Genomic DNA, 25437 nt, shown 5'->3' with positions numbered 1-25437 from the left:
AATTGACCAACATAGCAAGCAAAACCATGATTACAGGACCCGCATTTCTTTACTTATACCTGATTAAAATGGACAACAAGATCTTCATTTTTGATACAACACTTCGTGATGGCGAGCAGGTTCCCGGCTGTAAGCTCAATAAGAAAGAAAAGATCGAACTGGCGCTTGAACTGGAATCACTGGGTGTAGATATACTGGAAGCAGGTTTCCCCATTTCGTCTCCGGGTGATTTTGAAGCAGTGCATGAGATCGCAAAACTTTTAAAGAAAACAACCGTGTGCGGGCTAAGTCGTGCAGTGCAAAAAGATATTGAGGTGGCTGCCGAGGCCCTTCGTCCAGCGGAACGCAAACGCATCCATACTGGTATAGGCACTTCTGATTATCATATCCGGTCAAAGTTCAACTCTACCCGTGAGGATATCCTTCAACGCGCCGTACAGTGTGTAAAATGGGCTCGCAATTATACTGATGATGTTGAGTTTTATGCCGAAGATGCAGGGAGGACCGACAATGAGTACCTGGCCCGTGTTGTTGAATCGGTAATTGCAGCAGGTGCAACCACTGTAAACATTCCTGATACAACAGGTTACTGCCTCCCCCACCAATATGGAGAAAAGATTGCTTACCTTATAAACAATGTACCCAATATCCACAAAGCTGTTTTGAGCTGCCATTGTCACAATGACCTGGGATTGGCAACTGCCAATTCGATCGCGGGAATCATTGCCGGTGCCCGCCAGATAGAATGTACCATCAATGGATTGGGAGAACGCGCCGGCAATACTTCGCTTGAAGAAGTGGTGATGATCATAAAGCAGCACGGCCATTTGGGATTCTATACCGATATCAATGCCATGCAGCTCAATCCAATGAGCAGGAAAGTAAGTGAAACCATGCGTATGCCCGTTCAACCAAATAAGGCCATCGTTGGTGCCAATGCATTTTCACATTCATCAGGTATCCACCAGGATGGATTTCTTAAGGACACTCAAACCTATGAAATAATTGCCCCTGAAGAGGTAGGTGCCGAGAGCAGTAAGATCGTATTAACGGCAAGGAGTGGACGAAGTGCACTGGCCTACCGTTTCCAGAAACTCGGACACCAGTTTAACCGGAATGATATTGATATCCTCTACCCTCTTTTTCTTGAAGTGGCCGATACCAAAAAAGAAGTATATGACGAAGATCTGCAACTATTGGCTGAATCACATAAAATGGTAAGTATCTGACATGCATAAAAAAATTGTTGTCATACCAGGAGATGGAATTGGTCCGGAAGTAACCCAGCAGAGTATTCGGGTGCTGGATGCCATTGCCTTACAGTATGGACACAAATTCACTTATAGCTTTGGCCTTATGGGTGCAGATGCCATTGACAGAACCGGCAATGCGCTACCCGACGAAACAATTGAACTTTGCCTGAACAGTGATGCCATCTTATTTGGAGCTGTTGGCCATCCAAAATATGACAATGATCCTACTGCTAAAGTGAGGCCTGAACAAGGATTGCTTAAACTTCGTAAATCATTACAACTCTTTGCCAATATCCGTCCTGTTGTACCATTTACTGCATTACATCATTTAAGTCCGCTGAAATCGAAAAATCTCGAAGGCGTAGACTTTCTGATCTATCGGGAACTTACCGGTGGAATTTATTTCGGAAATAAATCCTTGTCAGAAGATGGCAATACAGCCTCTGACGATTGCATATATACAAGTTCGGAAATTGAAAGGATCGCGCATCTCGCCTTTCAGGCAGCGCAACAAAGAAGAAAGAAACTCACATTGGTTGACAAGGCCAATGTTCTGGAAACATCAAGACTCTGGCGGAGGGTGGTGAAATCACTTGAAGCCGGTTATCCTGATGTTACGGTTGATTATCTTTTTGTTGACAATGCAGCCATGCAGCTCATTATAAATCCATCACAGTTTGATGTTATCCTCACAGAAAACATGTTTGGTGATATACTGAGTGATGAAGCGAGCGTCATTACCGGATCATTGGGGCTTCTGCCATCGGCCTCCATCGGTAATGGCGGTGCTTTATTTGAACCTATCCATGGCTCCTATCCACAGGCCGCCGGAAAAGATATTGCCAACCCGCTTGGTTCAATACTTTCAACAGCCATGATGCTTGATCATTTCGGGTTGAATGCTGAGGCCGCGCGTGTAAGAGCCGCCGTACAATGGACACTTGAAAATGGTTTTGTAACCAAAGATATTGACCCGGTCAACTTTTATTTCACCTCAACAATAGGCGAATTGATCAGTGATCTGGTTCAGGATAAGATACCATCCGGATTGAACCCGGAGAATATCCAATTGAGGAAATCCACGATTATTTAGAAAATAATCGAATAGTTCTTTTTTAAACAGACAGGCAGGATTATATTTGTATATCAGTAACCGCGTAATGCAGTCAAAAAATATACATACCATCATCAACCAAATCACAGTCATTATTGTGGTGGTGATTATTCCTGTCATATCAGGAGGTGGTAATTGTATGTAGCAATCTTAAACTTGAATATACAAACGGTCCGCCTCCAAAAGGCGGACCGTTTTTTTTTACCCGGAACCGCAACAATTAAAACAAAAAGATATGGCAACATATTACGACAACAACACAGTTATTTACCTCAATGGAAGCTTTGTAAAAGCAGCCGATGCCAAAATTGATCTCTACAGTCAGACATTACATTATGGCTATGGAGTTTTTGAAGGGATACGCTCTTATCGCACTGCAGGTGGTGAAACCAGGATATTCAAGCCCAAAGAACATTTCATCCGGTTAGAACAATCAGCTGCTGCGTATAACCTGCCTTATAACTGGACAGTTGAAGAGTTGACCATTGCCACCTATAAAGTGCTGGAGGAAAATAATCTTCAGGACGCATATATCAGGCCGTTAGTGTATGCACCTGCCAATATGAGTTTCAACCTGAATACCGAATCATTTATTACAATACAGGCATGGGAGATGCAGCCATTCTTAGGGGATAAATTATTGCGTGTAATGAGTTCTTCTTTCCAGCGACCTAATCCGCGTGGATTCAAAATTGAAGCGAAAGCATGTGGTCATTATGTCAACTCCATTATGGCGAGCCAGGAAGCGAAGGCAAAGGGTTATGATGAGGCACTTCTTACAGACATGAATGGCTATATAGCAGAGGGTCCGGGTGCCAATATTTTCTTCGAAAAAGAGGGAAAGCTTTATACACCTCCTTCAGGTAACATACTTCCAGGAATCACAAGGGCTACGGTAAAGGAAATTGCTGCAGAGCTTGACATAGAAGTAATTGAAAAACTATTTACCGCCGATGAACTAAAGGCAGCCGATGCAGCTTTCTTTTGTGGCACCGCAGCTGAAGTAATCGGATGGGAAAGCCTTGATGGCAGCAGGTTTCCTGGCGATTGGAACAATTCATTATCCAGGAAGATCCAGCAGGCATATAAAGAACGTGTAACAGAAACAATACCAGCAGAAGCAAGTATCTAAAGAATAAACAAAAATCAACAGAAGATATGTCACTGAACAAGTATTCCAAAACCATTACACTAGATCCCACGCAACCAGCAGCACAGGCTATGTTTTATGGCATTGGCCTTACCGATGAAGACCTGCAGAAAGCACAGGTAGGTGTGGTAAGTATGGGGTATGATGGAAATACCTGTAACATGCATCTTAATGATCTTGCAAAAATCATCAAGAAGAGCGTGTGGGAAAATGATCTGGTAGGCCTGATCTTCAATACAATTGGTGTTAGTGATGGCATGAGCAATGGAACGGATGGAATGCGTTATTCATTGGTTAGCCGTGATATTATTGCAGATTCCATTGAAGCAGTTTGTGGAGCACAATATTATGATGCAGTAATAGCAGTACCTGGATGTGACAAAAACATGCCCGGTTCCATTATTGCCATGGGAAGGCTGGATCGCCCATCAATCATGGTGTATGGAGGTACTATTGCGCCGGGCCATTACAAGGGTCAGGACCTCAATATCGTTTCTGCATTTGAAGCATTGGGACAAAAGATCGCAGGTCAACTAAACGAGGCTGATTTCAAAGGTATTGTTATGCATTCATGCCCAGGCGCAGGCGCTTGTGGTGGTATGTATACCGCAAATACAATGGCTTCAGCTATTGAAGCACTGGGAATGAGCTTACCCTATTCATCGTCTAACCCCGCACTGAGTGAAGAGAAAAAGAAAGAATGCGAGGAAGCAGGTAAGGCAATCAGGCTGCTGATGGAAAAAGATATCAAGCCATCTGATATAATGACTAAGGAAGCATTTGAAAATGCCATTACAGTAATTATGGTTCTTGGCGGATCAACAAATGCAGTGCTACATTTAATTGCAATGGCAAAAAGTGTTGGACTACAATTAACGCAGGATGATATACAGGCCATTAGCGATAAGGTTCCGGTGCTTGCAGATTTTAAACCAAGTGGTAAATACCTGATGCAGGATCTGCATGAACATGGTGGTGTACCTGCAGTGATGAAATACCTGTTGAGTAAGGGAATGCTTCATGGAAATTGTATGACGGTGACGGGTAAAACCATTGCAGAAAACATGGAATCCATTCCTGATCTGGATTTTGATTCACAGAAAATCATTTACCCGGTAGAAAGTCCACTCAAAGCAACAGGTCATCTGCAAATACTTTATGGTAATCTGGCCGAAGGCGGCAGTGTAGCCAAGATAAGTGGTAAAGAAGGTGAAAAATTTGTTGGTCCTGCGAGAGTATTCAATGGTGAGCATGAACTTATTGCAGGCATTTCCAGTGGAAGAGTTGTGCCGGGTGATGTTGTGGTGATCAGGTATGTGGGTCCGAAGGGAGGGCCGGGAATGCCGGAAATGCTTAAACCAACCTCTGCGATCATTGGAGCGGGACTTGGCAAATCAGTGGCATTGATTACAGACGGAAGATTTAGTGGTGGAACACATGGCTTTGTGGTTGGCCACATCACACCAGAAGCATATGAAGGGGGATTGATTTCCCTTGTTGAGGATGATGACATCATTGAACTGGATGCAACAAATAATACCATTAACCTGAAGGTATCTGAGGATATAATAAGTAGCCGAAAGCAACAATGGAAGAAACCGGCATTAAATGTTAACAAAGGAATTCTATACAAATATGCAAAGCACGTTAAGTCAGCCGCAGACGGCTGCGTTACCGACGAAGACTGAGAATATCAGCGGATCACAGGCTGTACTGGAGGCCATGATTGCAGAAGGAATTAAAACAATATTCGGGTATCCCGGCGGTGCTATCATGCCTATTTATGATGCACTGTATGATTACCGCGATAAGTTGGATCATATTCTTGTTCGTCATGAGCAAGGGGGCATTCATGCAGCACAGGGATATGCAAGAACATCGGGTGATGTGGGTGTGGTTTTCGCCACAAGCGGACCGGGTGCTACCAACCTGGTGACAGGACTTGCTGACGCAATGATTGATTCCACCCCAATAGTTGCTATTACAGGACAAGTATTTGCCCACCTTCTAGGGACCGATGCCTTTCAGGAAACCGATGTCATCAATATTACCACCCCTGTAACCAAATGGAACTACCAGGTAACGGATGCCACTGAAATTCCATCAGTGCTTGCAAAGGCATTTTATATTGCCAGAAGCGGCAGACCAGGACCTGTTCTGATCGATATCACTAAGAATGCACAAATTCAGAAGTTCGATTATGAAGGTTATTTGCCCTGCACACATATCAGAAGTTATCGCCCAAAACCCTTGGTAAGAAAGGAATATGTAGAGCAGGCAGCTCAACTTATCAATGAGGCGAAAAAACCATTTGTAATATTTGGTCAGGGTGTTATTCTGGGAAAAGCTGAAAAGGAATTTTTGAAATTTATTGAGAAGGCAGGTATCCCAACCGCATGGACCATCCTTGGCATGAGTGCTATCCCTACAGATCATCCGCTTGCCGTGGGAATGTTAGGAATGCATGGCAATTATGGTCCCAATGTATTAACGAATGAGTGCGATGTTCTGATAGCAATTGGAATGCGTTTCGATGATCGGGTAACCGGCCGCCTTGATAAATATGCAAAACAGGCAAAAGTCATTCACCTTGATATTGATCCTTCCGAGATAGACAAAAATGTAAAGACCACGGTTCCGGTATGGGGTGATTGTAAAGAAACTCTCCCACTCCTCACATCACTTATTGAGCAAAAAGTATATCCACAGTGGTTACAACGCTTCAGGGAATTTGAAGATGAGGAAAAAGCCACCTGTATCATACCTGAAATGAATCCTGATACAGCAATACTTTCTATGGGAGAGGTAATCAATGTTTTAAATACCCTCACTAATGGTAAAGCTATCATTGTGACAGATGTGGGACAGCATCAGATGGTGGCCTGCCGTTACGCTCATTACAACCAATCAAAAAGCAATGTAACATCGGGGGGGCTCGGTACAATGGGATTTGCATTACCTGCTGCCATCGGTGCAAAATATGGAGATCAGGGCAGGACAGTTGTAGCCGTGATTGGCGATGGAGGATTTCAGATGACAATACAGGAACTTGGAACAATCATGCAATGCGGTGTAGATATTAAGATCCTGATACTCAACAACCAGTTCCTTGGAATGGTGAGGCAATGGCAGCAACTTTTCAATGACAAAAGGTATTCATTTGTTGATATACAAAGTCCGGATTTTGTAATGGTTGCAAAAGGTTATGGCATTGCCGGACAAAAAGTGAGTGAGCGTGAAAATCTAAAGCAGGCACTTCAGACAATGCTTGATCATAATGGCACTTACCTTCTTGAAGTAATGGTAGGTAAAGAAAACAATGTATTTCCAATGGTTCCTCAAGGTTGCAGTGTATCAGAAATAAGACTGAAATAAAAGTTACCTGGAACAGAACAGCCATCAATTAATAATAACATCATGAGCAAACAGGAATTTACCATAACAGTTTATACGGAAAACCAGATCGGATTGCTTAACCGCATTGCCATCATGTTTTCACGTAGAAAGATAAATGTGGAGAGTTTGAATACTTCTCCCAGTGAGGTAGAAGGAATACATCGCTTCACCATCGTTATTCATGAAATTGAAGAGGTGGTAAAAAAGCTGGTCCGACAGATCGAAAAGCAGGTAGAAGTTTTGAAAGCCTATTACAACAACAATGAGGAACTGATATGGCAGGAAATGGCGCTTTACAAAGTACCTACAGATGAAATCGCAGAAAAAGTTAAGGTAGAAAGATTGTTACGTGAATTCGGTGCAAGGGCGGTTGTGATCAGGAAGGATTATACTGTTTTTGAAACAACCGGTCATCGTGAAGAAACCGATAAGCTGATAAAGGTGCTTGAACCATTTGGCCTGATAGAGTTTGTAAGAAGCGCAAGAGTGGCCATCATCAAAGCAAGCAGTGGATTTCATGAGAAGCTTCGGGAATTTGAACAGCATGAACCAAGCGAACAGGTAATAGAAAATGAATTTCTAGATAAGCAGGAGGAAGTATTTACCATGTAATCAAAAGAAAAATATATCCAAGCAATCAACATAAACAAAACAAAAAATCACCGGGTTTAACATCCCCTTTAATTAATTACAAAACAACAATCATGGCAAAATTAAATTTCGGCGGTACGGAAGAAAATGTAGTAACTCGTGAAGAGTTCCCGCTGGCAAAAGCGCAGGAAGTGCTTAAAAATGAAACTGTAGCTGTAATAGGATATGGTGTGCAAGGACCGGGGCAGGCATTGAACCAACGTGATAATGGCATCAACGTAATAGTTGGGCAAAGAAAAAATTCTAAAACCTGGGATAAGGCCATTGCTGATGGATTTGTTCCGGGCGAAACATTATTTGAAATAGAAGAAGCGCTTGAGCGTGGCACTATTATTTGTTATCTTCTGAGCGATGCAGCACAGATAGCACTTTGGCCAACTGTTAAACAACACCTTACACCAGGTAAGGCATTATATTTTTCGCATGGTTTCGGCATTACATTCAATGAGCAAACCGGCATCATACCACCTGCTGATGTGGATGTATTTTTAGTTGCACCCAAAGGTAGTGGTACTTCGCTTCGCCGCATGTTCCTCCAGGGTCGCGGGTTGAACAGTTCCTATGCAATTTTCCAGGATGCAACAGGCCGCGCAAAGGAAAGGGTGATCGCCCTTGGTATTGCAGTTGGCAGTGGTTATCTTTTTGAAACAGATTTTCGTAAAGAAGTGTATTCAGATCTCACAGGTGAGAGAGGAACATTGATGGGCGCAATACAGGGTATTTTCGCTGCCCAGTACCAGGTACTTCGTGATAAGGGTCACAGTCCTTCTGAAGCATTTAATGAAACGGTGGAAGAGCTTACCCAGAGCCTGATGCCACTGGTAGCCGAAAACGGAATGGACTGGATGTATGCCAACTGTTCAACTACAGCACAGAGAGGGGCGCTTGACTGGTGGAAGAAATTCAGGGACGCTACCGCCCCTGTATTTAAGGAACTGTATGAAAGTGTTGAAAGTGGTAAAGAAAGCCAGCGATCTATTGACTCAAATAGCCAGCCCGATTATCGCGAAAAGTTAGAAGAAGAATTGAAGGAACTTCGTGAAAGTGAAATGTGGCAGGCAGGTAAAACTGTTCGTAGCCTGCGACCAGAAAATCAGCCAGCGGCAACTGAAGTTAAGACACAAAAAACAGCGGTACCAGCATGATAAAATAGCAATAGGGAATATTGAATCAGGCAGCATCTGAATCTTTATTCCCTATTGCCAATTCTCTTTAGAATAGAGGTAAACAGACTTTATATGTCCACCCTACAAGCACCTACTCTCGATTTTTTCAAGGCAGCCCAGCGTCTCCGGAAGGTTGTGACCCGAACTCCGTTGATGTTCAGCGCGAACCTAAGCCGCAAGTTCGGTTGCAATCTTTTTCTAAAAAGGGAAGACCTACAGGTAGTTCGCAGTTATAAGTTAAGAGGTGCTTATAATATGATGAGCAGCCTTCCTGAAAATCTCCTTGAAAATGGTGTGGTTTGTGCAAGTGCAGGAAATCATGCGCAGGGATTTGCTTTTAGCTGTAAGAAGCTTAAGGTTAAAGGCGTAATTTTTATGCCCATCATTACTCCTAAACAAAAGGTTACACAAACGAAAATGTTTGGGGAAGAATGGATAGATATAAAACTGGCAGGTGATACGTTTGACGATTGTGCAATTGCAGCGAAAGCGTTTACCGTTGCTAACCGGATGACCTTTATTCCCCCTTTTGATGATGATAAAATTATTGAAGGTCAGGGTACTGTAGGAATTGAAATTCTTGAAGACCAACCCGAAATCGATTATGTTTTTATTCCTGTGGGTGGTGGTGGACTGGCTGCCGGTGTTGGAAGATACCTGAAAACATATAGTCCGGAAACCCAGGTGATTGGTGTTGAACCAGAAGGAGCACCTTCCATGACAGCAGCACTTCTGAATGGAAGTCCGGTTACGCTGGATGAAATTGAAAGATTTGTAGATGGCGCAGCCGTCAAGCGAGTGGGCGACAAGTCATTCCGGATCTGTAAGGATGTACTTAATGATATGGTATTGGTTCCTGAAGGAAAAGTGTGCTCAGTGATTCTTCAGCTCTACAATGAAGATGCTATTGTAGTGGAACCTGCCGGCGCATTATCTATCGCTGCATTGGAGCAATACTCAGATAAGATAAAGGGTAAAAACGTGGTCTGTATAGTTAGCGGCAGCAACAATGACATTGACAGGATGCAGGAGATCAAAGAAAGATCTTTACAGTATGAAGGGCTAAAACATTATTTCCTGGTGCGCTTTGCGCAACGGCCGGGAGCTTTGAAGGAATTTGTGAACCATGTACTCGGACCGGATGATGATATCACCCGCTTTGAGTATATGCAAAAGCACAATAAAGAATCAGGTCCTGCCCTGGTAGGGGTGGAACTTAAGAATTCACAGGATTACAATATCCTTTTGGAAAATATGCGGCAGTACAATATCAATTACACCGAACTAAATAAAGACGATAATCTTTTTGGATATTTAGTCTAATTAATCCCGGATTGTTGTATATTCAGGGTCTGCTTGCTGCATATATTAAATTCCATATAGGAAACGGCATATTTTTTTGAATAATTTCTAAACTGCATTTTCAACGATGGCAAGCAACCAGGGTTTATACCATCCCTCTTTTGAGCATGATGCCTGTGGCATTGGATTCGTGGCAAACATCAAGAGCAATAAAAGTCACCAGATAATTTCTGACGCACTTACTGTTCTTGAAAATATGGAACATCGCGGCGCTTGTGGCTGTGAAGTGAATACGGGTGATGGAGCCGGTATTCTTATTCAGACTCCCCATGAATTTTATTTTGATGAGTGTGTGAAGTTAGGCATACACCTCCCCTCTTATGGCAAATACGGCGTGGGGGTAATTTTCTTTCCTCGTGAAATCCGTCTCCGCGAAGAATGCAGGGATATATTCAATCGTGCTGCTGAAAAACTTGGCCTCGAAATTCTTGGGTACAGGAAGGTTCCGGTGAATACCGAAGGGATTGGTCCAACTGCATTAAGTGTTGAACCTGAAATGGAACATGTATTCATTGCGAGTCCGGATCACCTGACCAACCCCGATGATTTTGAGAGAAAACTATTCATTCTCCGAAATTATTCGAGCCATACAATCAACAATACAGTCAGGAAAGATGCTATTGGTTTTTACATTGCATCATTATCATATAAAACTGTTGTTTACAAAGGTCAGCTTACAAGCCACCAGGTTCGCGGATACTTTCCCGACCTGAGCGATAAGAGAATAGTGAGTGCATTCGGCCTGGTTCATTCCAGGTTTGCAACAAATACATTTCCATCGTGGAAGCTTGCCCAGCCTTTCCGTTATATCGCACATAATGGCGAGATCAATACTCTACAGGGGAATCTCAACTGGCTACGAACAAGTGAAAAAGGATTCACCTCTCCATATTTTTCCAAGGAGGAAATGGATATGTTACTTCCTATAGTAACAGAGGGGCAATCAGATTCAGCATGTCTTGATAATATGATCGAGCTGTTGACGATGACAGGCCGATCACTTCCACATGTAATGATGATGCTTATTCCGGAAGCATGGGACGGAAACGATCAGATGGATCCGGTCAAAAAAGCATTCTATGAATTTCATGCGGCTTTCATGGAGCCATGGGATGGTCCGGCCTCAATATCTTTTACTGATGGAAAAATCATTGGTGCCACACTTGACCGGAACGGACTTCGACCATCCCGTTACTGTGTAACCAATGATGACAGGGTAATTATGGCATCAGAAACAGGTGCTTTACCGGTTGATCCCTCAATAGTTATTGAGAAGGGGCGTCTTCAGCCAGGAAAAATGTTTGTGGTTGACCTGGAACAGGGCCGAATTATCAGCGATGACGAACTGAAGTCGCAGATATGCTCACAGAAGCCTTATTCCGAATGGTTGAATAAATACAAAATCCGTCTTGAAGAACTTCCTGAACCAAGAGTTCTCTTCACACACCTTGAACATGAGCAGGTTTTCAAATACCAGAAAGCATTTGGGTATTCAACGGAAGATCTTGATACTATTATCGCGCCCATGGCAACAGATGGCAAAGAGCCAATTGGATCAATGGGGACCGATACACCGCTTGCTGTACTGAGTGACCAACCGCAGCATTTAAGTAATTATTTCAAACAATTGTTTGCCCAGGTTACAAATCCACCCATTGATCCCATCCGGGAAAGACTGGTAATGTCACTGGCTACTTTTGCGGGAAATAATGGCAACCTTCTGATAGAGGATCCATTGGCAGCGCATTGTGTGGCACTAAAACATCCTGTGTTAAATAACCATGAACTGGAGAAGATACGTAGTATTGATACGGGTATTTTCCAGGCAAAGACATTGCAATGTTATTTCCGTTCAGATGGTAAGCCAGGATCATTACAAAAAGCACTTGACAGGATCTGCCGGTATGCAGTTGATTCTGTGCAGGATGGGTTTGAGGTACTCATACTTTCTGATCGTGCCATTGACTCAGATCATGCTCCTATTCCATCACTTTTGGCTACAGCTGCTGTTCATCATCACCTGATACGAAAAGGTTTTCGTGGACAGGTTGGTCTTGTAGTTGAAGCGGGAGATGTTTGGGAGGTACATCATTTTGCATGCCTTCTGGGATTTGGAGCAACTGCGATCAATCCATACCTGGCTTTGAGCACTATCCGTGATATGAAACTCAGTGGCAAAATGGAAACTGATCTCGATCCGGATTACCTCAAGAAAAATTATATCAAAGCTGTAAATGATGGTTTGTTGAAGGTGTTTTCCAAAATGGGAATTTCCACGCTTCAATCATACCAGGGAGCCCAGATATTTGAGATCATCGGTATCAACAAGGCTGTTGTTGATAAATATTTTACTGGTGCCACTTCAAGGATCGAAGGAATGGGACTGGATGAAATTGCGAAAGAATCTTTGGCAAAGCATTTCCTTGCATTCAGCAAGAAAGATATTCCTGTTGACAGGCTACCTGTAGGCGGCGTTTACCAGTGGAAACGTAAAGGAGAGTTCCACCTGTTTAATCCACAGACCATTCATTTGTTGCAGTATTCAACACGGATGAATGATTATGCAACGTTCAAAAAATATACAAAACTGGTAAACGACCAGTCTGTGAAAGCTTCAACTCTGAGAAGCCAGTTGCAGTTTAAGAATAACCGACCCTCTATACCAATTGAAGAAGTAGAGTCTGCCGAAACTATCATGCACCGTTTTGCGACGGGGGCTATGAGTTTCGGATCCATATCCCACGAAGCACATTCCACTTTGGCCATTGCCATGAACCGTATTGGTGCAAAAAGCAATACAGGAGAGGGTGGTGAAGATTCAATGCGATATGAAAAGTTACCCAATGGTGATTCTATGCGTAGTGCCATTAAACAGGTTGCTTCCGGAAGGTTTGGCGTAACAAGCTATTACCTTACTATGGCTGATGAATTACAAATAAAAATGGCACAGGGTGCAAAACCCGGAGAAGGTGGTCAATTACCGGGGCATAAAGTAGATGAATGGATAGGAAAGGTACGTCACTCAACACCTGGGGTTGGATTGATTTCTCCCCCACCCCATCATGATATTTATTCAATAGAAGATCTCGCTCAGTTGATATATGATCTCAAGAATTCAAATCGGGCTGCACGAATAAGTGTTAAGCTTGTAAGTAAGGCGGGTGTCGGCACTATTGCAGCGGGAGTTGCCAAAGCAAAATCGGATGTGATCCTTATTGCAGGTTTTGATGGGGGTACCGGTGCATCACCAATAAGTTCAATAAAACATGCGGGTCTACCCTGGGAACTTGGATTAGCAGAATCACACCAGACTCTCTTAAAAAACAAACTACGTAGCCGGGTTGTATTGCAGGCTGATGGCCAGATGCGTACAGGACGGGATATCGCCATCGCTACTTTACTAGGGGCTGAAGAATGGGGTATCGCAACCGCTGCCCTTGTTGTTGAGGGCTGCATAATGATGCGTAAATGTCATTTGAATACCTGTCCGGTTGGTGTAGCAACGCAGGATCCTGAATTGCGCAAAAGATTTACAGGAGATGCTGACCATGTGGTAAATTTCTTCCGTTTCATTACAGAAGATTTTAGAGAGATAATGGCTGAGTTGGGTTTTCGAACAGTAAATGAAATGGTTGGACAGGTAGATTTTCTGGAGCCAAGAACTGACATTACCCATTGGAAATACAAAAATCTTGATCTATCACCGGTATTGTACAAAGAACCTGCTTCCATGTATACAGGACTTTACAATATGGAACAACAGGACCATGGATTAGAGGATGTTTTAGACTGGAAATTACTGGAGGTAGCAAAGCCTGCAATAGAAAACCAGCAAAAAGTTTTTGCTTCTTTTAATGTCAAGAATACAAACAGGACCATAGGCACTATCCTTTCAAATGAAATCTCCAAGAAATATGGAGAAAAGGGCCTGCCTGAAGACACGATACATTTTAAACTTACAGGTACTGCAGGACAAAGTTTTGGCGCTTTCAATACTTCGGGTGTTACGATGGAACTGGAAGGTGATGCTAATGATTATTTCGGTAAAGGATTGAGTGGCGCAAAGCTGGTTGTGTATCCCTCACTTCAGGCAGCCTTTGTTCCGGAAGATAATATCATCATCGGCAATGTTGCATTTTATGGAGCAACATCGGGCCTTTCCTTTATCCGCGGTAAGGCGGGCGAACGTTTTGCGGTACGTAACTCAGGAGCAACAGCTGTTGTTGAAGGTGTAGGTGATCATGGTTGTGAATACATGACAGGTGGTAAAGTTGTGATTCTTGGAGATACCGGTAGAAATTTTGCGGCTGGAATGAGTGGGGGCATCGCATACATATATGATGTTAATGGATCATTCAATATAAACTGCAATACTGAAATGGTGGATCTTGATCCACTTGGAGAAGAGGATAGTGCAGAGTTGAAGGAACTGATAAACCAGCACTATACTTATACCGGCAGCACTGTTGCCCAGTTCATTCTCAAAGATTTTGATAACCAGCTACGCAATTTTGTAAAAGTGTTCCCACGCGATTACAAGAAAGTATTGCTTGAAAGGAAATCAAAGGAACAGGTAAAACATTGAGGATGGGCAGGTAAGCAAATAGCAGTTATTTAAACTTTCAACAAAACAAATCACGATTAAATCATGGGAAAGCCAACCGGATTTTTGGAATATAACAGGGAGCTGCCAGGCAAGCGGCCGGTAGAAAAAAGGGTTAAAGATTATGAAGAATTTATTCAGCGATATTCTGATGAACAACTGAATAAACAATCAGCGAGATGCATGAATTGTGGCATTCCATTTTGCCATAATGGTTGTCCTTTAGGCAATGTGATCCCTGAGTTTAATGATGCTGTGTACCGCAGAAATTGGGAAGAAGCGTATAGCATTCTTAGTTCTACAAACAACTTTCCGGAATTTACCGGCCGGATTTGTCCGGCTCCGTGTGAAACTGCCTGTGTTCTGGGAATCAATCAGCCAGCTGTTACGATTGAAGAAATTGAGAAACATATTATTGAGATCGCTTTTGAGAAGGGACTGGTTAAACCCCGAAAGGCAAATGTTCGAACTGGTAAAAAGGTTGCAGTAATAGGATCGGGTCCAGCGGGACTTGCTGCAGCCGCCCAGTTGAACTATGCGGGTCATCAGGTGACGGTATTTGAGCGCGATGAAAAACCCGGTGGACTTTTACGATACGGCATTCCGGATTTTAAATTGGAGAAATGGGTGGTTGAAAGAAGGATTACCCTTTTGGAAGAGGAAGGAGTAGTTTTCAGGTGTCATGCAAATGTTGGGGTAAATATCAGAGTAAATGACCTTCTCAGGGAATACCAGGCTATAGTTTTGGCGGGGGGCTCTACTGTACCACGCGATCTTAGTATACCCGGAAGGGAATTAAATGGAGTCCATTTTGCAATGGATTTCCTGAAGCAACAAAACAAGCGAAACTACAAATCAGATCCACTGGCTTTCAGAGATATAGAAAGCAATATTCATATTGAGGAACTTTTGGCAACCGGCAAAAATGTAGTAGTAATTGGCGGTGGTGATACAGGTAGTGACTGTGTAGGAACCTCAAATCGTCAGGGTGCCATAACAGTAACACAATTTGAATTGTTACCCAAACCACCGGAGAAAAGGACCCCTTTTATGCCATGGCCCAGCTATCCTATGGTTCTGAAAACCTCCACTTCACATGAAGAAGGTTGTGAACGTGAGTGGGCTGTTGCTACAAAGGCTTTCCTTGGTGATGAGAATGGGAAACTGAAAGGATTGCGAATAGTAAATCTCGAATGGGTAAGTTCAGCAGATGGCAGGCCGGCACAGTTCAAGGAAGTTGAAGGTTCCGAGAGGGAGATCCCTTGTGAACTTGCTTTACTAGCCATGGGTTTCGTTCATCCCCAACAGCAGGGTATGTTAAATGAACTTGGAGTTGAATTTGATGAGAGAGGAAATGTAAGGGCAAGTGAAAAGGGGTTCCAAACCAATATAGCTAAGGTTTTTGCAGCCGGTGATATTCGCCGCGGACAGAGTCTGGTAGTTTGGGCCATCAGTGAAGGGCGGGAATGTGCCAGGAAGGTGGATGAGTATCTAATGGGAAGTTCGGTTCTCGAAACTAAAGATGCAATGCTATCTGTAGCTATATAATACATCTATTTTATTGTTATATATTAAAAAGGCGGCCAATTGGCCGCCTTTTTAAATTTAGAGCGCTTATTTATAATATTATATATATTTACATGTGTATATTTACGAATAGGATTTAATTATTTTCTAATTAATTTAGTGGAATAATTTAAAGTATTATTTTATTTAATACAATAACCAAAACCAACTGAATTATGCGGAAATTAACCACAAAACAGATTGCCCCTTTTGTGATCCTTGCGGTGGTAGCCATTGCCACCCTTTTCATTCCAGCACTGCCAAATTTTGATGATGGCGGTAAATTATACAGCGCTGCTGATACTGGTTGGATCATTGTAGCAACCGCATTGGTGTTTCTTATGACACCAGGCCTAGCTTTCTTTTATGGGGGCATGGTACATCGCAAGAATGTGATCTCTACCATGATTAAGAGTGTTGTTGCATCAGGAGTAGTTAGTATACTCTGGGTAACAGTAGGTTTCAGTCTTTGCTTTGGAGAGTCCATTGGAGGCTTTATTGGCAATCCGGGCACATTCGCCTTTTTCCAGGGTGTGGGATCAGGAGCTCCATGGAGCCTGGCCCCGACTATCCCATTAACTTTATTTGCCCTTTTCCAGCTGATGTTTGCTATCATAACACCCGGACTGGTTGTAGGTGCCGTAGCTGAAAGGATCCGATTCACATCTTACATCCTGTTCATCGCCTTGTTCAGCCTTCTGGTATATGCGCCAATTGCGCATTGGACATGGCATCCGGAGGGTTTCCTGTTTCAAATGGGAGTACTCGATTTCGCAGGTGGTACAGTTGTACACATCTCAGCCGGATGTGCAGCCTTAGCAGGAGCCTTAGTACTGAAACGCAGACAATCTCATCTGGAGCAGAAAGAAATTCCACCCGCTAATATTCCTTATGTATTGATCGGCACGGGCCTTCTGTGGTTTGGTTGGTTCGGATTTAATGCAGGTTCTGCCCTTGGTGCAAATTCTCTTGCGGTATCTGCCTTTGCAACAACCAATACTGCTGCAGCAGGAGCAGGTTTAAGCTGGATGTTTTTCGATGTACTCCGTGGCAAAAAACCTTCCGTACTTGGATTTTGTATAGGTGCAGTTGTTGGACTGGTAGCCATTACGCCTGCTGCCGGTTTCGTAACCATCCCTCAAAGTATTTTTGTTGGTGTGTTGGCTGCAATTATTTCAAATCTTGCTATTTACTATAAGCAAAAATCAACACTTGATGATACCCTTGATGTTTTCCCCTGCCACGGCATCGGCGGTATGGTAGGTATGCTCATGACCGGAATATTTGCCACTAAAGCGGTTAATGCTGCCGGGAATGATGGACTATTCTATGGTAATCCGGAGTTCTTTTTTACTCAATTAAAAGCACTTGGAATTGTAGTTGCCTACAGTTTCGCAGTTTCATATGGCATTTTCAAGTTCATCAATTTCATTCTCCCACTTCGCGTTACTTCTGAAGAAGAGGAATTGGGCCTTGATGAATCTCAGCACAATGAAAAATATATGCAGGGAACTCTTCTGGTTCGCAATAATGGAATCATAGAAGAGGAGCAGCTTTCTGAAATCTAATAGTCCTGGTAATTACCAGGCTTCAAAAACCAGAAAAAGGTACAGCGTAATGATAAACTTCTGACACAAGTTCATCGCCGTACCCTTTCCCTTAACACTTAAAATGTTACACAATGTTACAAAAAATATTTGCAACAGGCCTCGTTATGGCCTGTACGTTACCGGCCTTTGCGCAAACCACTGAAACCACCGCTACAACTGCATCCACCACCTCAACAGAATCTGTGGCTGCCCCCCCGGAGGAGAAAAAACCCCTGATAACTCTTTCCGGATCAGCTGATGTTTATTATAGATATGACTTTAACAAACAATCAGGAAATAACAGAACCAGTTTTACCAATACACATAACAGCTTTGCCTTGGGAATGGCAAGTATTAAAGCAGAACATAAGGGCGATAAAGTTGGGGTTGTAATTGACCTGGGGTTTGGTCCGAGGGCTAAAGAATTCTCCTATGCTGATGAAGGTATAATGCAATCAGTTAAGCAGCTTTATGTAAGCTATGCCCCCGCCGACTGGATCAAATTTACTGCAGGAACCTGGGCTACACATGTTGGTTATGAGCTGGTTGATCCCCAACTTAATCGTAACTACAGCATGTCTTATATGTTCACAAACGGACCATTCCATCATACCGGATTGAAAGCCGAATTATCAAGGGGGAAAAGTGGATTTATGATTGGAATAGCGAATGCTACCGACTACCGGGTTCCACCATCTGATATGATCAATCGTAAATTTTTGCTGGCGCAATACAGCCTTGCTGCAAGCGACAATGTAAAATTCTACCTTAACTATGCAGGCGGAAAAAATCCCGATACTTCAAAAACCAGCCAGTTTGACCTTGTAGCTACGGCAAAGATCAATGATGTTTTCAGTCTGGGCTATAATGGAACAGTTAATACAACACAGGTTTGGGATGGCAGCAAAAATGCTGATGGCAAATCGTGGTGGGGTTCTGCCCTTTACATCAATGTTGACCCTAAAGCCTGGTTCGGTCTTACATTACGTACAGAATATTTCAGTGATAAGAACCAATTCAAAATACCAACAGGTATTGATGATGGTGCCTCAGTTTTCGCGACTACCCTTTCTGCTAATTTCAAAGCGGGGGGACTAACCATCATACCTGAATTCAGGCTTGACAATGCGAGTGAAGAAGTGTTTATTGACGCTAATTTCAACCCTAAAAAATCAACGGGAAGCTTTCTGCTCGCAGCAGTTTACAGCTTCTGACCTTCGTTTCACATATGGCAAGCAATCGTTGAAAGCCCCCTGTGTCTACAGGGGGCTTTATTATGTTTACATTAAGCCGAATTTCTGCCAGCATTAATGATACCAAAGGAACACCGCATTACAAGCTTTTCATATGCAGCTTTCATATTCTCTGCCGTAGGAGGCATAACTGCACCATCCATTTCCCTCACCTTAGTGATTGCAAATTGCTGAATGGTGGTGAGCGGTAAAACGATCCTTTCCCGCATCTGAACACTCAATTGTTCAACAGGGTAATCGGCCATCAGTTCATTCTTCCCCGATAAATGAAAAACATATTTCCGTGTAAGTTCATATTCTGCATATATCATATGCCATATCTCACCATAGGAAGGATGATCTGCAAGATGGCTTGTTAGTGGAAAATAGCATTTCAACATAGCCATCTCACAGTTATCAATAAGTGTTTTGAAAAAAAGTGAATGCTGGTACATTTCTTTGACCTGTTTCCATTCTCCTCTTTGCTCAGCTTTTTGAAGCGCGGTACCTACACCATAATAACCAGTCACATTCTGCTTTAGCTGGCTCCATGCTCCAACAAAAGGAATTGCGCGAAGATCTTTTAAATTCAATCTGCTTGCTGTTCCTCTTTTTGCCGGCCTTGAGCCAATATTGGTTTCCGCATAAAATCTAAGGGCACTGGCATGCGAAAGATATTCTACAAAGGATGGGTGTTCTTTGAGTTGGATGTATGCCTCAAATCCATCTTTAGCGAGTTGCTGAAACTGATTTTGTTGTTGCGGTTCTAAGGTCGGGCGCTTCTGCGAACGAAGAAAACTACTGAGGCCTGCATTCAGCATCTGTTCCATGTTATACTGCGCTGCCTCAATTGTACCAAAGTTTGAACTAATGGTTTGTCCCTGCACAGTCAGTTGTATTTCTTTAACTGAAACATCATTTCCCATAGATGCATAAAACTTATGCGTTTTGCCACCCCCCCGGGCAGGAGGCCCACCCCTTCCATCAAAAAACAATACATCAATATTATATTTTGCAGAGATGCTTGTAAGTGATTGTTTTGCGTGCAGGATACTGTAATTGGCCATCAGGTATCCCCCATCCTTCGTTCCATCAGAAAAACCCAGCATAATTGTCTGGCGGTTACCTCTTGCAGAAAGATGATTCCGGTATATGGAGTTTTGGTAAAGTGTCTCCATTATTTTTCCTGCCCTGTTAAGGTCATCAATTGTTTCAAAAAGCGGTACGATATCTATTGTAAGATTTTTTTCATTCCAGCCTGCAAGAAGAAACAAGCCATACACCTCCATTATACTTTGAGCACTATTGCATTGGCTGATTATATAACGATACGCGCCTGATTCTCCATTCTGTTCCTGAATTTTAGAGATGGCGCGAATAGAATCTATTGTATCCTGATGAATTTTATCTTCGAAAATATATTCAGGTGATAAGGGCTTCATCCCTGCAAGAACATCTAGTTTCTGATCCATTGCCATTTCCTCATAACCTTCCGGGAGATGTTCGGATTGTTGTTGAAGATACTTGTAAACTGCAGTGTGCACGGAACTATCCTGCCGCACATCAAGTGATGCGTAATAAAGTCCGAAAGCATTTACTTTCTGGATCAGGTTATCAACCAGACCCGCAAACAATCCATTGTGCTGATATACCAGCGTATCCCTTATCTGCTTCAACTGCCGTATCATATCTTCTGCATCCAGTAATTCCTTCGGCCCTTCACTGAATACTTCATTGTACAGTTGTTTTTCCAGATTTATCAACAACTGATCCGTCTCTTTAAATGTGAGTCTGCGTTTTAGTCTCCTTACGTCCAGGTAATAACATTTAACAATACTGCTTCTCAGGGTAGCAGCTACCTGCAAGGTTGTTTCTGCCGTCACGAAAGGATTTCCATCCCTGTCACCACCCGGCCAAAATCCCATTTGCAACAAGGGCTTGCCCGATTTAAGCCATGGAGAAAGCTCATTGGAAGTATAGGTTAATATTCTACCAACTGCGGCATAAAATACATTATCAAGGTACCATATCAAACTCATCGCCTCATCAAAGGGAGTGGGCTTCTGCTTTTTAAAGAAAGGAGTTTTACCAAGCTGTTGCAGATAAGTATTTACCTGAGTGGTGTTGTTTTGTTGTAATGCTTTAGAGAGATCATTTATGATTCCAAGAACCGAACCTGGATAAAACTGGGTAGGATGGGCAGTCAAAACCATTCTTACACAGAAATCATCTTCCGTGTTATCTACTGCATCAGGACCTGCCTGTTCGAGAAATCCCTTTAGCTGCTTAAGGGAACCTTGCCCCCCTACATCATTTACCTTGCTGAATGCAGCATCTTCAAGAGCATCAAATAACACTACCTGTCTTTCAACATATTGAACAAAACGAAATAATAGATCGGTTCTCTCCTGATCGTTCCGATAGGTGGTATGCATTGAAAAAAACTCATCCATGATCTGGACAGGATTCTTCTTCATTTTGTATCCTTCCTCACAAACATGCAATAGCATGGATAATAAAATTCCGGTTTTTTCGATACGATGAAATGGAAGAGAAGTGAACAGGCTATTATATAGCTGAAATTTAAGCGCCACCTCGCTTTTGAATTGTTGCAGGGCTGCCGGGTCCGTAGTTGGCATGTTTTCGTTGATTTGGTTGATACAATTGGGGCAGCAATCGGGGAATGAATATAAGAAATTAAAAAACTAACGCTTGTTATATATAGTGCTGTTTGTATTTTCGACAGAGAAAAAAACAGTGGTACTTTCAAATACATATATTACTACCTCGTTACTGGTTACCCCGTCAACCAGCACCACTACTATTACAACTATCACAACCCGTTAAGGGTTGTATTTTCCATATCACCTTTTGGGCCATTGGCTGTATCTCGGGAAGATTTCATTCCCTTCAATTTATCAAGAACTATTATCCCACAATTAGTATATGCAGGTTTTAAAATTTGGCGGCACCTCGGTAGGAAGTCCGGAAGCCATTCAAAAAGTAATTGAAATCGTAAAAGAAAAGATTAGCAAAGAACCAGTAATAGTGGTTGTTTCCGCATTCGGAGGCATAACTGATGCGCTTCTTGACTGTGGTTTACAGGCCGCACGTGGTCAAGAGCAATACAAAGAGCAGGTAAATCTTATTACAACACGTCATCTTAATGCGGTTAAGGAACTGATCCCTATTCAACAACAAAGCAGCATGCTCAGTGCCGTAAAAAAGTTATGTAATGAAGTGGAGGATCTCTGCAATGGCATTTTTTTACTGGGTGAGATGACCGCACGTACCAGGGATAAGCTTGTTAGTTATGGTGAACTGATCTCATCACAGGTTATAAATAACGCATTTCTGGCAAAAGGCATATTAACAACATGGTGGGATAGCCGTAAACTGATCAGGACCAATTCTGATTTTGGAAGAGCTACACTGGATACTGAAGCTACGGTAGAAAATTTTTCAGAGGTAATGAAGGAGTTGGCCACAGACCTGGTCATAATGCCAGGTTTTATTGCTTCCGATTCTAACGGTATCACTACAACGCTCGGCCGCGGTGGATCGGATTATACTGCTGCAATTGCTGCTGCAGCTATCGGAGCAACTTCCCTTGAGATCTGGACGGATGTTAGCGGCATGATGACAGCTGATCCCAGATGGGTTCCCAATGCCAAAGTTATTCCAACAATTTCTTACCAGGAAGCGATGGAACTCTCCCATTTTGGAGCAAAGGTGATATATCCTCCAACCATACAACCTGTGATGAATAAAAGTATTCCGGTCTGGATCAAGAATACTTTTGCCCCATCAGATGCAGGAACCCTTATTCAACAGGATAGCCATCGCAATGGTACACCAGTAAGAGGGATATCAAGTATAAGTAATCTGGCACTTCTCAGCCTGGAAGGCAGTGGAATGGTGGGTGTACCGGGCTTTTCGCGGAGGTTGTTTGAAGCACTTTCATCGCAGCAAATCAATGTTATATTAATAACCCAGGGCTCATCGGAGCATTCTATATGCGTGGGTGTTGACACATTAACAGCTGATAAAGCAAAACTGGCTGTTGACAAGGCTTTCGCACCAGAAATCAACCTGCAGCAGGTGGATCCTCTTGTTGTTGAAAAAGAATTATCTATAGTAGCCTTAGTGGGCGAGCAAATGAAAAGCCATCCAGGTATCAGTGGAAAAATGTTTGGTGCCCTGGGCAGGAACGGGGTTAATGTAAGAGCCATAGCACAAGGTTCTTCCGAACGTAATATCTCTGCAGTAATAGCAACCCGTGATGTACGAAAAGCAATCAATCTTCTTCATGAAGAATTTTTTGAAACCGTCAATAAGCAGGTTAATTTATTTATAAGCGGTGTGGGAAATGTTGGAAGTAAATTGCTTGCCCAACTTGCCCAGCAGCAGCAATATCTTTTACAGCACATGCGATTACAGCTCAGGGTAGTTGGATTGGCAAACTCAAAACGTACCCTGATTAATGAAGAAGGGATCGATCTGAATAAATGGAAAGAACTTTTGGCTGCGGCCCCAGAATCTACAATTGAAACATTTACTGATGGGATCATTCAACGTAATCTGAGAAATTCTGTTTTCGTTGATATCACTGCAAGCGAGGTTGTTGCGTCGGTATATGGGAAGCTGCTAGATAAAAGCATTGCTGTAGTTGCATGTAATAAGATAGCCTGCTCTTCTCCATTTAAATATTACCGGGAATTAAAGGATAAGGCGCACGATTTCAACACCCAGTTTCTTTTCGAAACCAATGTGGGTGCCGGCCTCCCTATTATTGGCACGCTGAATGACCTGCTCAGGAGCGGTGATAGAATAAACAGGATGGAAGCGGTACTCAGTGGAACCCTCAATTTTGTATTCAATCATTACGATGGTAGCAGGCCCTTTGCCGATGTTGTAAGGCAGGCCCAGGAAGAAGGTTATACTGAACCAGATCCAAGACTTGATCTTAGTGGAACAGATGTAATGCGTAAAATTATGATACTTGCCCGCGAAGCCGGCGAAACTCTTGAAATGGATGCGATCCACAACAACAGCTTTCTTCCTGCCTCTTGCATGGAAGGAACAGTTGAAGATTTTTATAAAGAAATGCTTCGCCTTGAAGATCATTTCCGATCAATATATGATGCCGCTGCAGCGAAAGGGTGCAAACTGAAATTTGTTGCAAGCTTTAAAGAAGGAAAAGCCGCTGTTGGCCTTCAGGAGATTCCCGCCGGACATGATCTTTCAAATCTTTTTGGTAAGGATAATATCGTATTGTTTTATACAGATCGTTACCCTCAGCAACCTCTTGTTATTAAGGGCGCGGGAGCAGGTGCAGATGTAACTGCCTCTGGTGTTTTTGCGGATATTCTCCGGGCCACACTCAACTGAGCACTTATGATTACCATAGAATTTGACAAAATAGATTTTGACAGGAGGCTGAAAGTTGAATGCCCGGCAACAGTAGCAAACCTTGTTTGCGGTTTCGACATATTGGGTATGGCGCTTAATGATCCCTGTGATATAGTGGAAATGAATCTTTCTAAGGAACCAGGTATACGAATCCTACATGCAGATGAATATGATCTGCCAACAGATCCGGTAAAAAATGTTGCTGGTGCTGCACTACTTGATCTTTTGCATGCATGCGATAAACAGGTTGGTATTGATATTACCATTACCAAACAGATTAAACCAGGAAGCGGATTGGGCTCAAGTGCGGCAAGTTCGGCAGGTGCAGTTGTTGCAGCCAATATTTTACTGGGGAAGCCTTTTTCTAATCTCGATCTCGTTCGTTTTGCGATGGCTGGTGAGAAGGTGGCAAGTGGTGTTAAGCATGCAGACAATATCGCTCCCTGCATAATGGGAGGCGTTACATTGATACGCTCAATATTTCCACTTGATATTATTCAACTTTCAGCACCAATGCTGTATGTGGCTGTTGTACACCCACAGATAGAAGTAAGGACTTCAGACGCCAGGCAGATTTTGAGAAAAGAGGTGTTACTGAAAGATGCGATCCGTCAGTGGGGAAATATCGCTGGCCTTGTTACAGGGCTGCTTCAGGGCGATTATGATCTTATTGGCAGGTCACTTGAAGATGTAATCATAGAACCCGTTCGTAGCATACTCATACCGGGTTTTGATGATGTTAAAAGGCTTAGTAACGAAGCAGGAGCATTGGGTGGGGGGATCAGTGGATCAGGTCCATCCATCTTTATGTTATGCCGTAACCAGGCTACTGCAGAAAGCATTGCATTGATTATGCAGGAAATTTATGACAAGCTGGGAATTGATTGTAAAACGTATGTGACCACGCTGAATGAGCGTGGAGTAAGGGTTGCTTAAATTTTAA

General features: G+C 42.9%; 15 protein-coding genes. 14 read left to right on the top strand and 1 reads right to left on the bottom strand.

The features are described from left to right. Positions 1 to 68 precede the first annotated feature (68 nt). The 12 genes from V6M43_RS02405 to V6M43_RS02350 all read left to right on the top strand — a co-directional run bounded on the left by V6M43_RS02405 (position 69) and on the right by V6M43_RS02350 (position 19064). Positions 69 to 1229, top strand: a complete 1161-nt coding sequence (locus V6M43_RS02405) for a 2-isopropylmalate synthase (RefSeq protein ID WP_332732436.1) — start codon at positions 69 to 71, stop codon at positions 1227 to 1229. 1 nt (position 1230) lies between these two features. Then, positions 1231 to 2346: a 3-isopropylmalate dehydrogenase gene (gene leuB / locus V6M43_RS02400; protein ID WP_332732435.1), complete on the top strand. Its 1116-nt coding sequence runs from the start codon at positions 1231 to 1233 to the stop codon at positions 2344 to 2346. A 256-nt stretch (positions 2347 to 2602) separates the two neighbouring features. Next, the gene (locus V6M43_RS02395; RefSeq protein ID WP_332732434.1) at positions 2603 to 3499 is read left to right on the top strand and encodes a branched-chain amino acid transaminase; all 897 of its coding nucleotides are present in this window, start codon (positions 2603 to 2605) and stop codon (positions 3497 to 3499) included. Positions 3500 to 3525: 26 nt separating this feature from the next. Next, positions 3526 to 5205: a dihydroxy-acid dehydratase gene (gene ilvD, locus V6M43_RS02390; RefSeq protein ID WP_332732433.1), complete on the top strand. Its 1680-nt coding sequence runs from the start codon at positions 3526 to 3528 to the stop codon at positions 5203 to 5205. Next, positions 5153 to 6892 carry a biosynthetic-type acetolactate synthase large subunit gene (gene ilvB, locus V6M43_RS02385; RefSeq protein WP_332732528.1) on the top strand — a complete coding sequence of 580 codons (1740 nt, stop codon included), beginning with the start codon at positions 5153 to 5155 and terminating at the stop codon, positions 6890 to 6892. Before ilvD ends, ilvB begins: the two co-directional genes overlap by 53 nt. Positions 6893 to 6934: 42 nt before the next feature. Then, the gene (ilvN, locus tag V6M43_RS02380) at positions 6935 to 7525 is read left to right on the top strand and encodes an acetolactate synthase small subunit (RefSeq protein ID WP_332732432.1); all 591 of its coding nucleotides are present in this window, start codon (positions 6935 to 6937) and stop codon (positions 7523 to 7525) included. Between the two features lie 92 nt (positions 7526 to 7617). After that, the gene (gene ilvC / locus V6M43_RS02375) at positions 7618 to 8709 is read left to right on the top strand and encodes a ketol-acid reductoisomerase (RefSeq protein WP_332732431.1); all 1092 of its coding nucleotides are present in this window, start codon (positions 7618 to 7620) and stop codon (positions 8707 to 8709) included. Positions 8710 to 8802: 93 nt separating this feature from the next. Beyond that, positions 8803 to 10053 (top strand): threonine ammonia-lyase, encoded by a 1251-nt coding sequence (ilvA, locus tag V6M43_RS02370; RefSeq protein ID WP_332732430.1) that lies wholly within the window; start codon positions 8803 to 8805, stop codon positions 10051 to 10053. Between the two features lie 106 nt (positions 10054 to 10159). Further along, a complete protein-coding gene (gene gltB, locus V6M43_RS02365) occupies positions 10160 to 14677 on the top strand; it encodes a glutamate synthase large subunit (protein ID WP_332732429.1) in 4518 nt (1505 codons plus the stop codon). A gap of 63 nt (positions 14678 to 14740) precedes the next feature. Further along, positions 14741 to 16243, top strand: a complete 1503-nt coding sequence (locus V6M43_RS02360; protein WP_332732428.1) for a glutamate synthase subunit beta — start codon at positions 14741 to 14743, stop codon at positions 16241 to 16243. A gap of 194 nt (positions 16244 to 16437) precedes the next feature. Continuing rightward, positions 16438 to 17829 (top strand): ammonium transporter, encoded by a 1392-nt coding sequence (locus V6M43_RS02355; RefSeq protein WP_039131320.1) that lies wholly within the window; start codon positions 16438 to 16440, stop codon positions 17827 to 17829. Positions 17830 to 17942: 113 nt separating this feature from the next. After that, positions 17943 to 19064: an outer membrane beta-barrel protein gene (locus V6M43_RS02350; protein WP_332732427.1), complete on the top strand. Its 1122-nt coding sequence runs from the start codon at positions 17943 to 17945 to the stop codon at positions 19062 to 19064. Positions 19065 to 19135: 71 nt separating this feature from the next. Here V6M43_RS02350 and V6M43_RS02345 read toward each other — a convergent pair whose 3' ends face one another. Continuing rightward, entirely contained in the window at positions 19136 to 21721 is a 2586-nt protein-coding gene (locus V6M43_RS02345) for a phosphoenolpyruvate carboxylase (RefSeq protein WP_332732426.1), read from the bottom strand. Between the two features lie 307 nt (positions 21722 to 22028). Between V6M43_RS02345 and thrA the strand changes: the two genes are divergently transcribed. After that, positions 22029 to 24473, top strand: coding sequence for a bifunctional aspartate kinase/homoserine dehydrogenase I (gene thrA / locus V6M43_RS02340; protein ID WP_332732425.1), 2445 nt, complete (start codon positions 22029 to 22031; stop codon positions 24471 to 24473). Between the two features lie 6 nt (positions 24474 to 24479). Beyond that, the gene (locus V6M43_RS02335; protein ID WP_332732424.1) at positions 24480 to 25430 is read left to right on the top strand and encodes a homoserine kinase; all 951 of its coding nucleotides are present in this window, start codon (positions 24480 to 24482) and stop codon (positions 25428 to 25430) included. Positions 25431 to 25437 lie beyond the last annotated feature (7 nt).

This window comes from Flavihumibacter sp., assembly GCF_036676075.1.
In the GTDB taxonomy this organism is placed as follows: Bacteria; Bacteroidota; Bacteroidia; order Chitinophagales; family Chitinophagaceae; genus Flavihumibacter.
Note: the sequence above shows the minus strand (reverse complement) of the source record. Positions and strands in the feature narration are given on the sequence as shown.

What these genes read in the sequence shown, in the direction of transcription:
- ilvC (WP_332732431.1), top strand. Translation starts at nt 7,618, where the DNA reads ATGGCAAAATTAAATTTCGGCGGTACGGAAGAAAATGTAGTAACTCGT.
- ilvA (WP_332732430.1), top strand. Translation starts at nt 8,803, where the DNA reads ATGTCCACCCTACAAGCACCTACTCTCGATTTTTTCAAGGCAGCCCAG.
- thrA (WP_332732425.1), top strand. Translation starts at nt 22,029, where the DNA reads ATGCAGGTTTTAAAATTTGGCGGCACCTCGGTAGGAAGTCCGGAAGCC.
- V6M43_RS02345 (WP_332732426.1), bottom strand. Translation starts at nt 21,721, where the DNA reads ATGCCAACTACGGACCCGGCAGCCCTGCAACAATTCAAAAGCGAGGTG.
- V6M43_RS02395 (WP_332732434.1), top strand. Translation starts at nt 2,603, where the DNA reads ATGGCAACATATTACGACAACAACACAGTTATTTACCTCAATGGAAGC.
- V6M43_RS02335 (WP_332732424.1), top strand. Translation starts at nt 24,480, where the DNA reads ATGATTACCATAGAATTTGACAAAATAGATTTTGACAGGAGGCTGAAA.
- gltB (WP_332732429.1), top strand. Translation starts at nt 10,160, where the DNA reads ATGGCAAGCAACCAGGGTTTATACCATCCCTCTTTTGAGCATGATGCC.
- leuB (WP_332732435.1), top strand. Translation starts at nt 1,231, where the DNA reads ATGCATAAAAAAATTGTTGTCATACCAGGAGATGGAATTGGTCCGGAA.
- ilvD (WP_332732433.1), top strand. Translation starts at nt 3,526, where the DNA reads ATGTCACTGAACAAGTATTCCAAAACCATTACACTAGATCCCACGCAA.
- V6M43_RS02355 (WP_039131320.1), top strand. Translation starts at nt 16,438, where the DNA reads ATGCGGAAATTAACCACAAAACAGATTGCCCCTTTTGTGATCCTTGCG.
- V6M43_RS02360 (WP_332732428.1), top strand. Translation starts at nt 14,741, where the DNA reads ATGGGAAAGCCAACCGGATTTTTGGAATATAACAGGGAGCTGCCAGGC.
- ilvN (WP_332732432.1), top strand. Translation starts at nt 6,935, where the DNA reads ATGAGCAAACAGGAATTTACCATAACAGTTTATACGGAAAACCAGATC.
- V6M43_RS02405 (WP_332732436.1), top strand. Translation starts at nt 69, where the DNA reads ATGGACAACAAGATCTTCATTTTTGATACAACACTTCGTGATGGCGAG.
- ilvB (WP_332732528.1), top strand. Translation starts at nt 5,153, where the DNA reads ATGCAAAGCACGTTAAGTCAGCCGCAGACGGCTGCGTTACCGACGAAG.
- V6M43_RS02350 (WP_332732427.1), top strand. Translation starts at nt 17,943, where the DNA reads ATGTTACAAAAAATATTTGCAACAGGCCTCGTTATGGCCTGTACGTTA.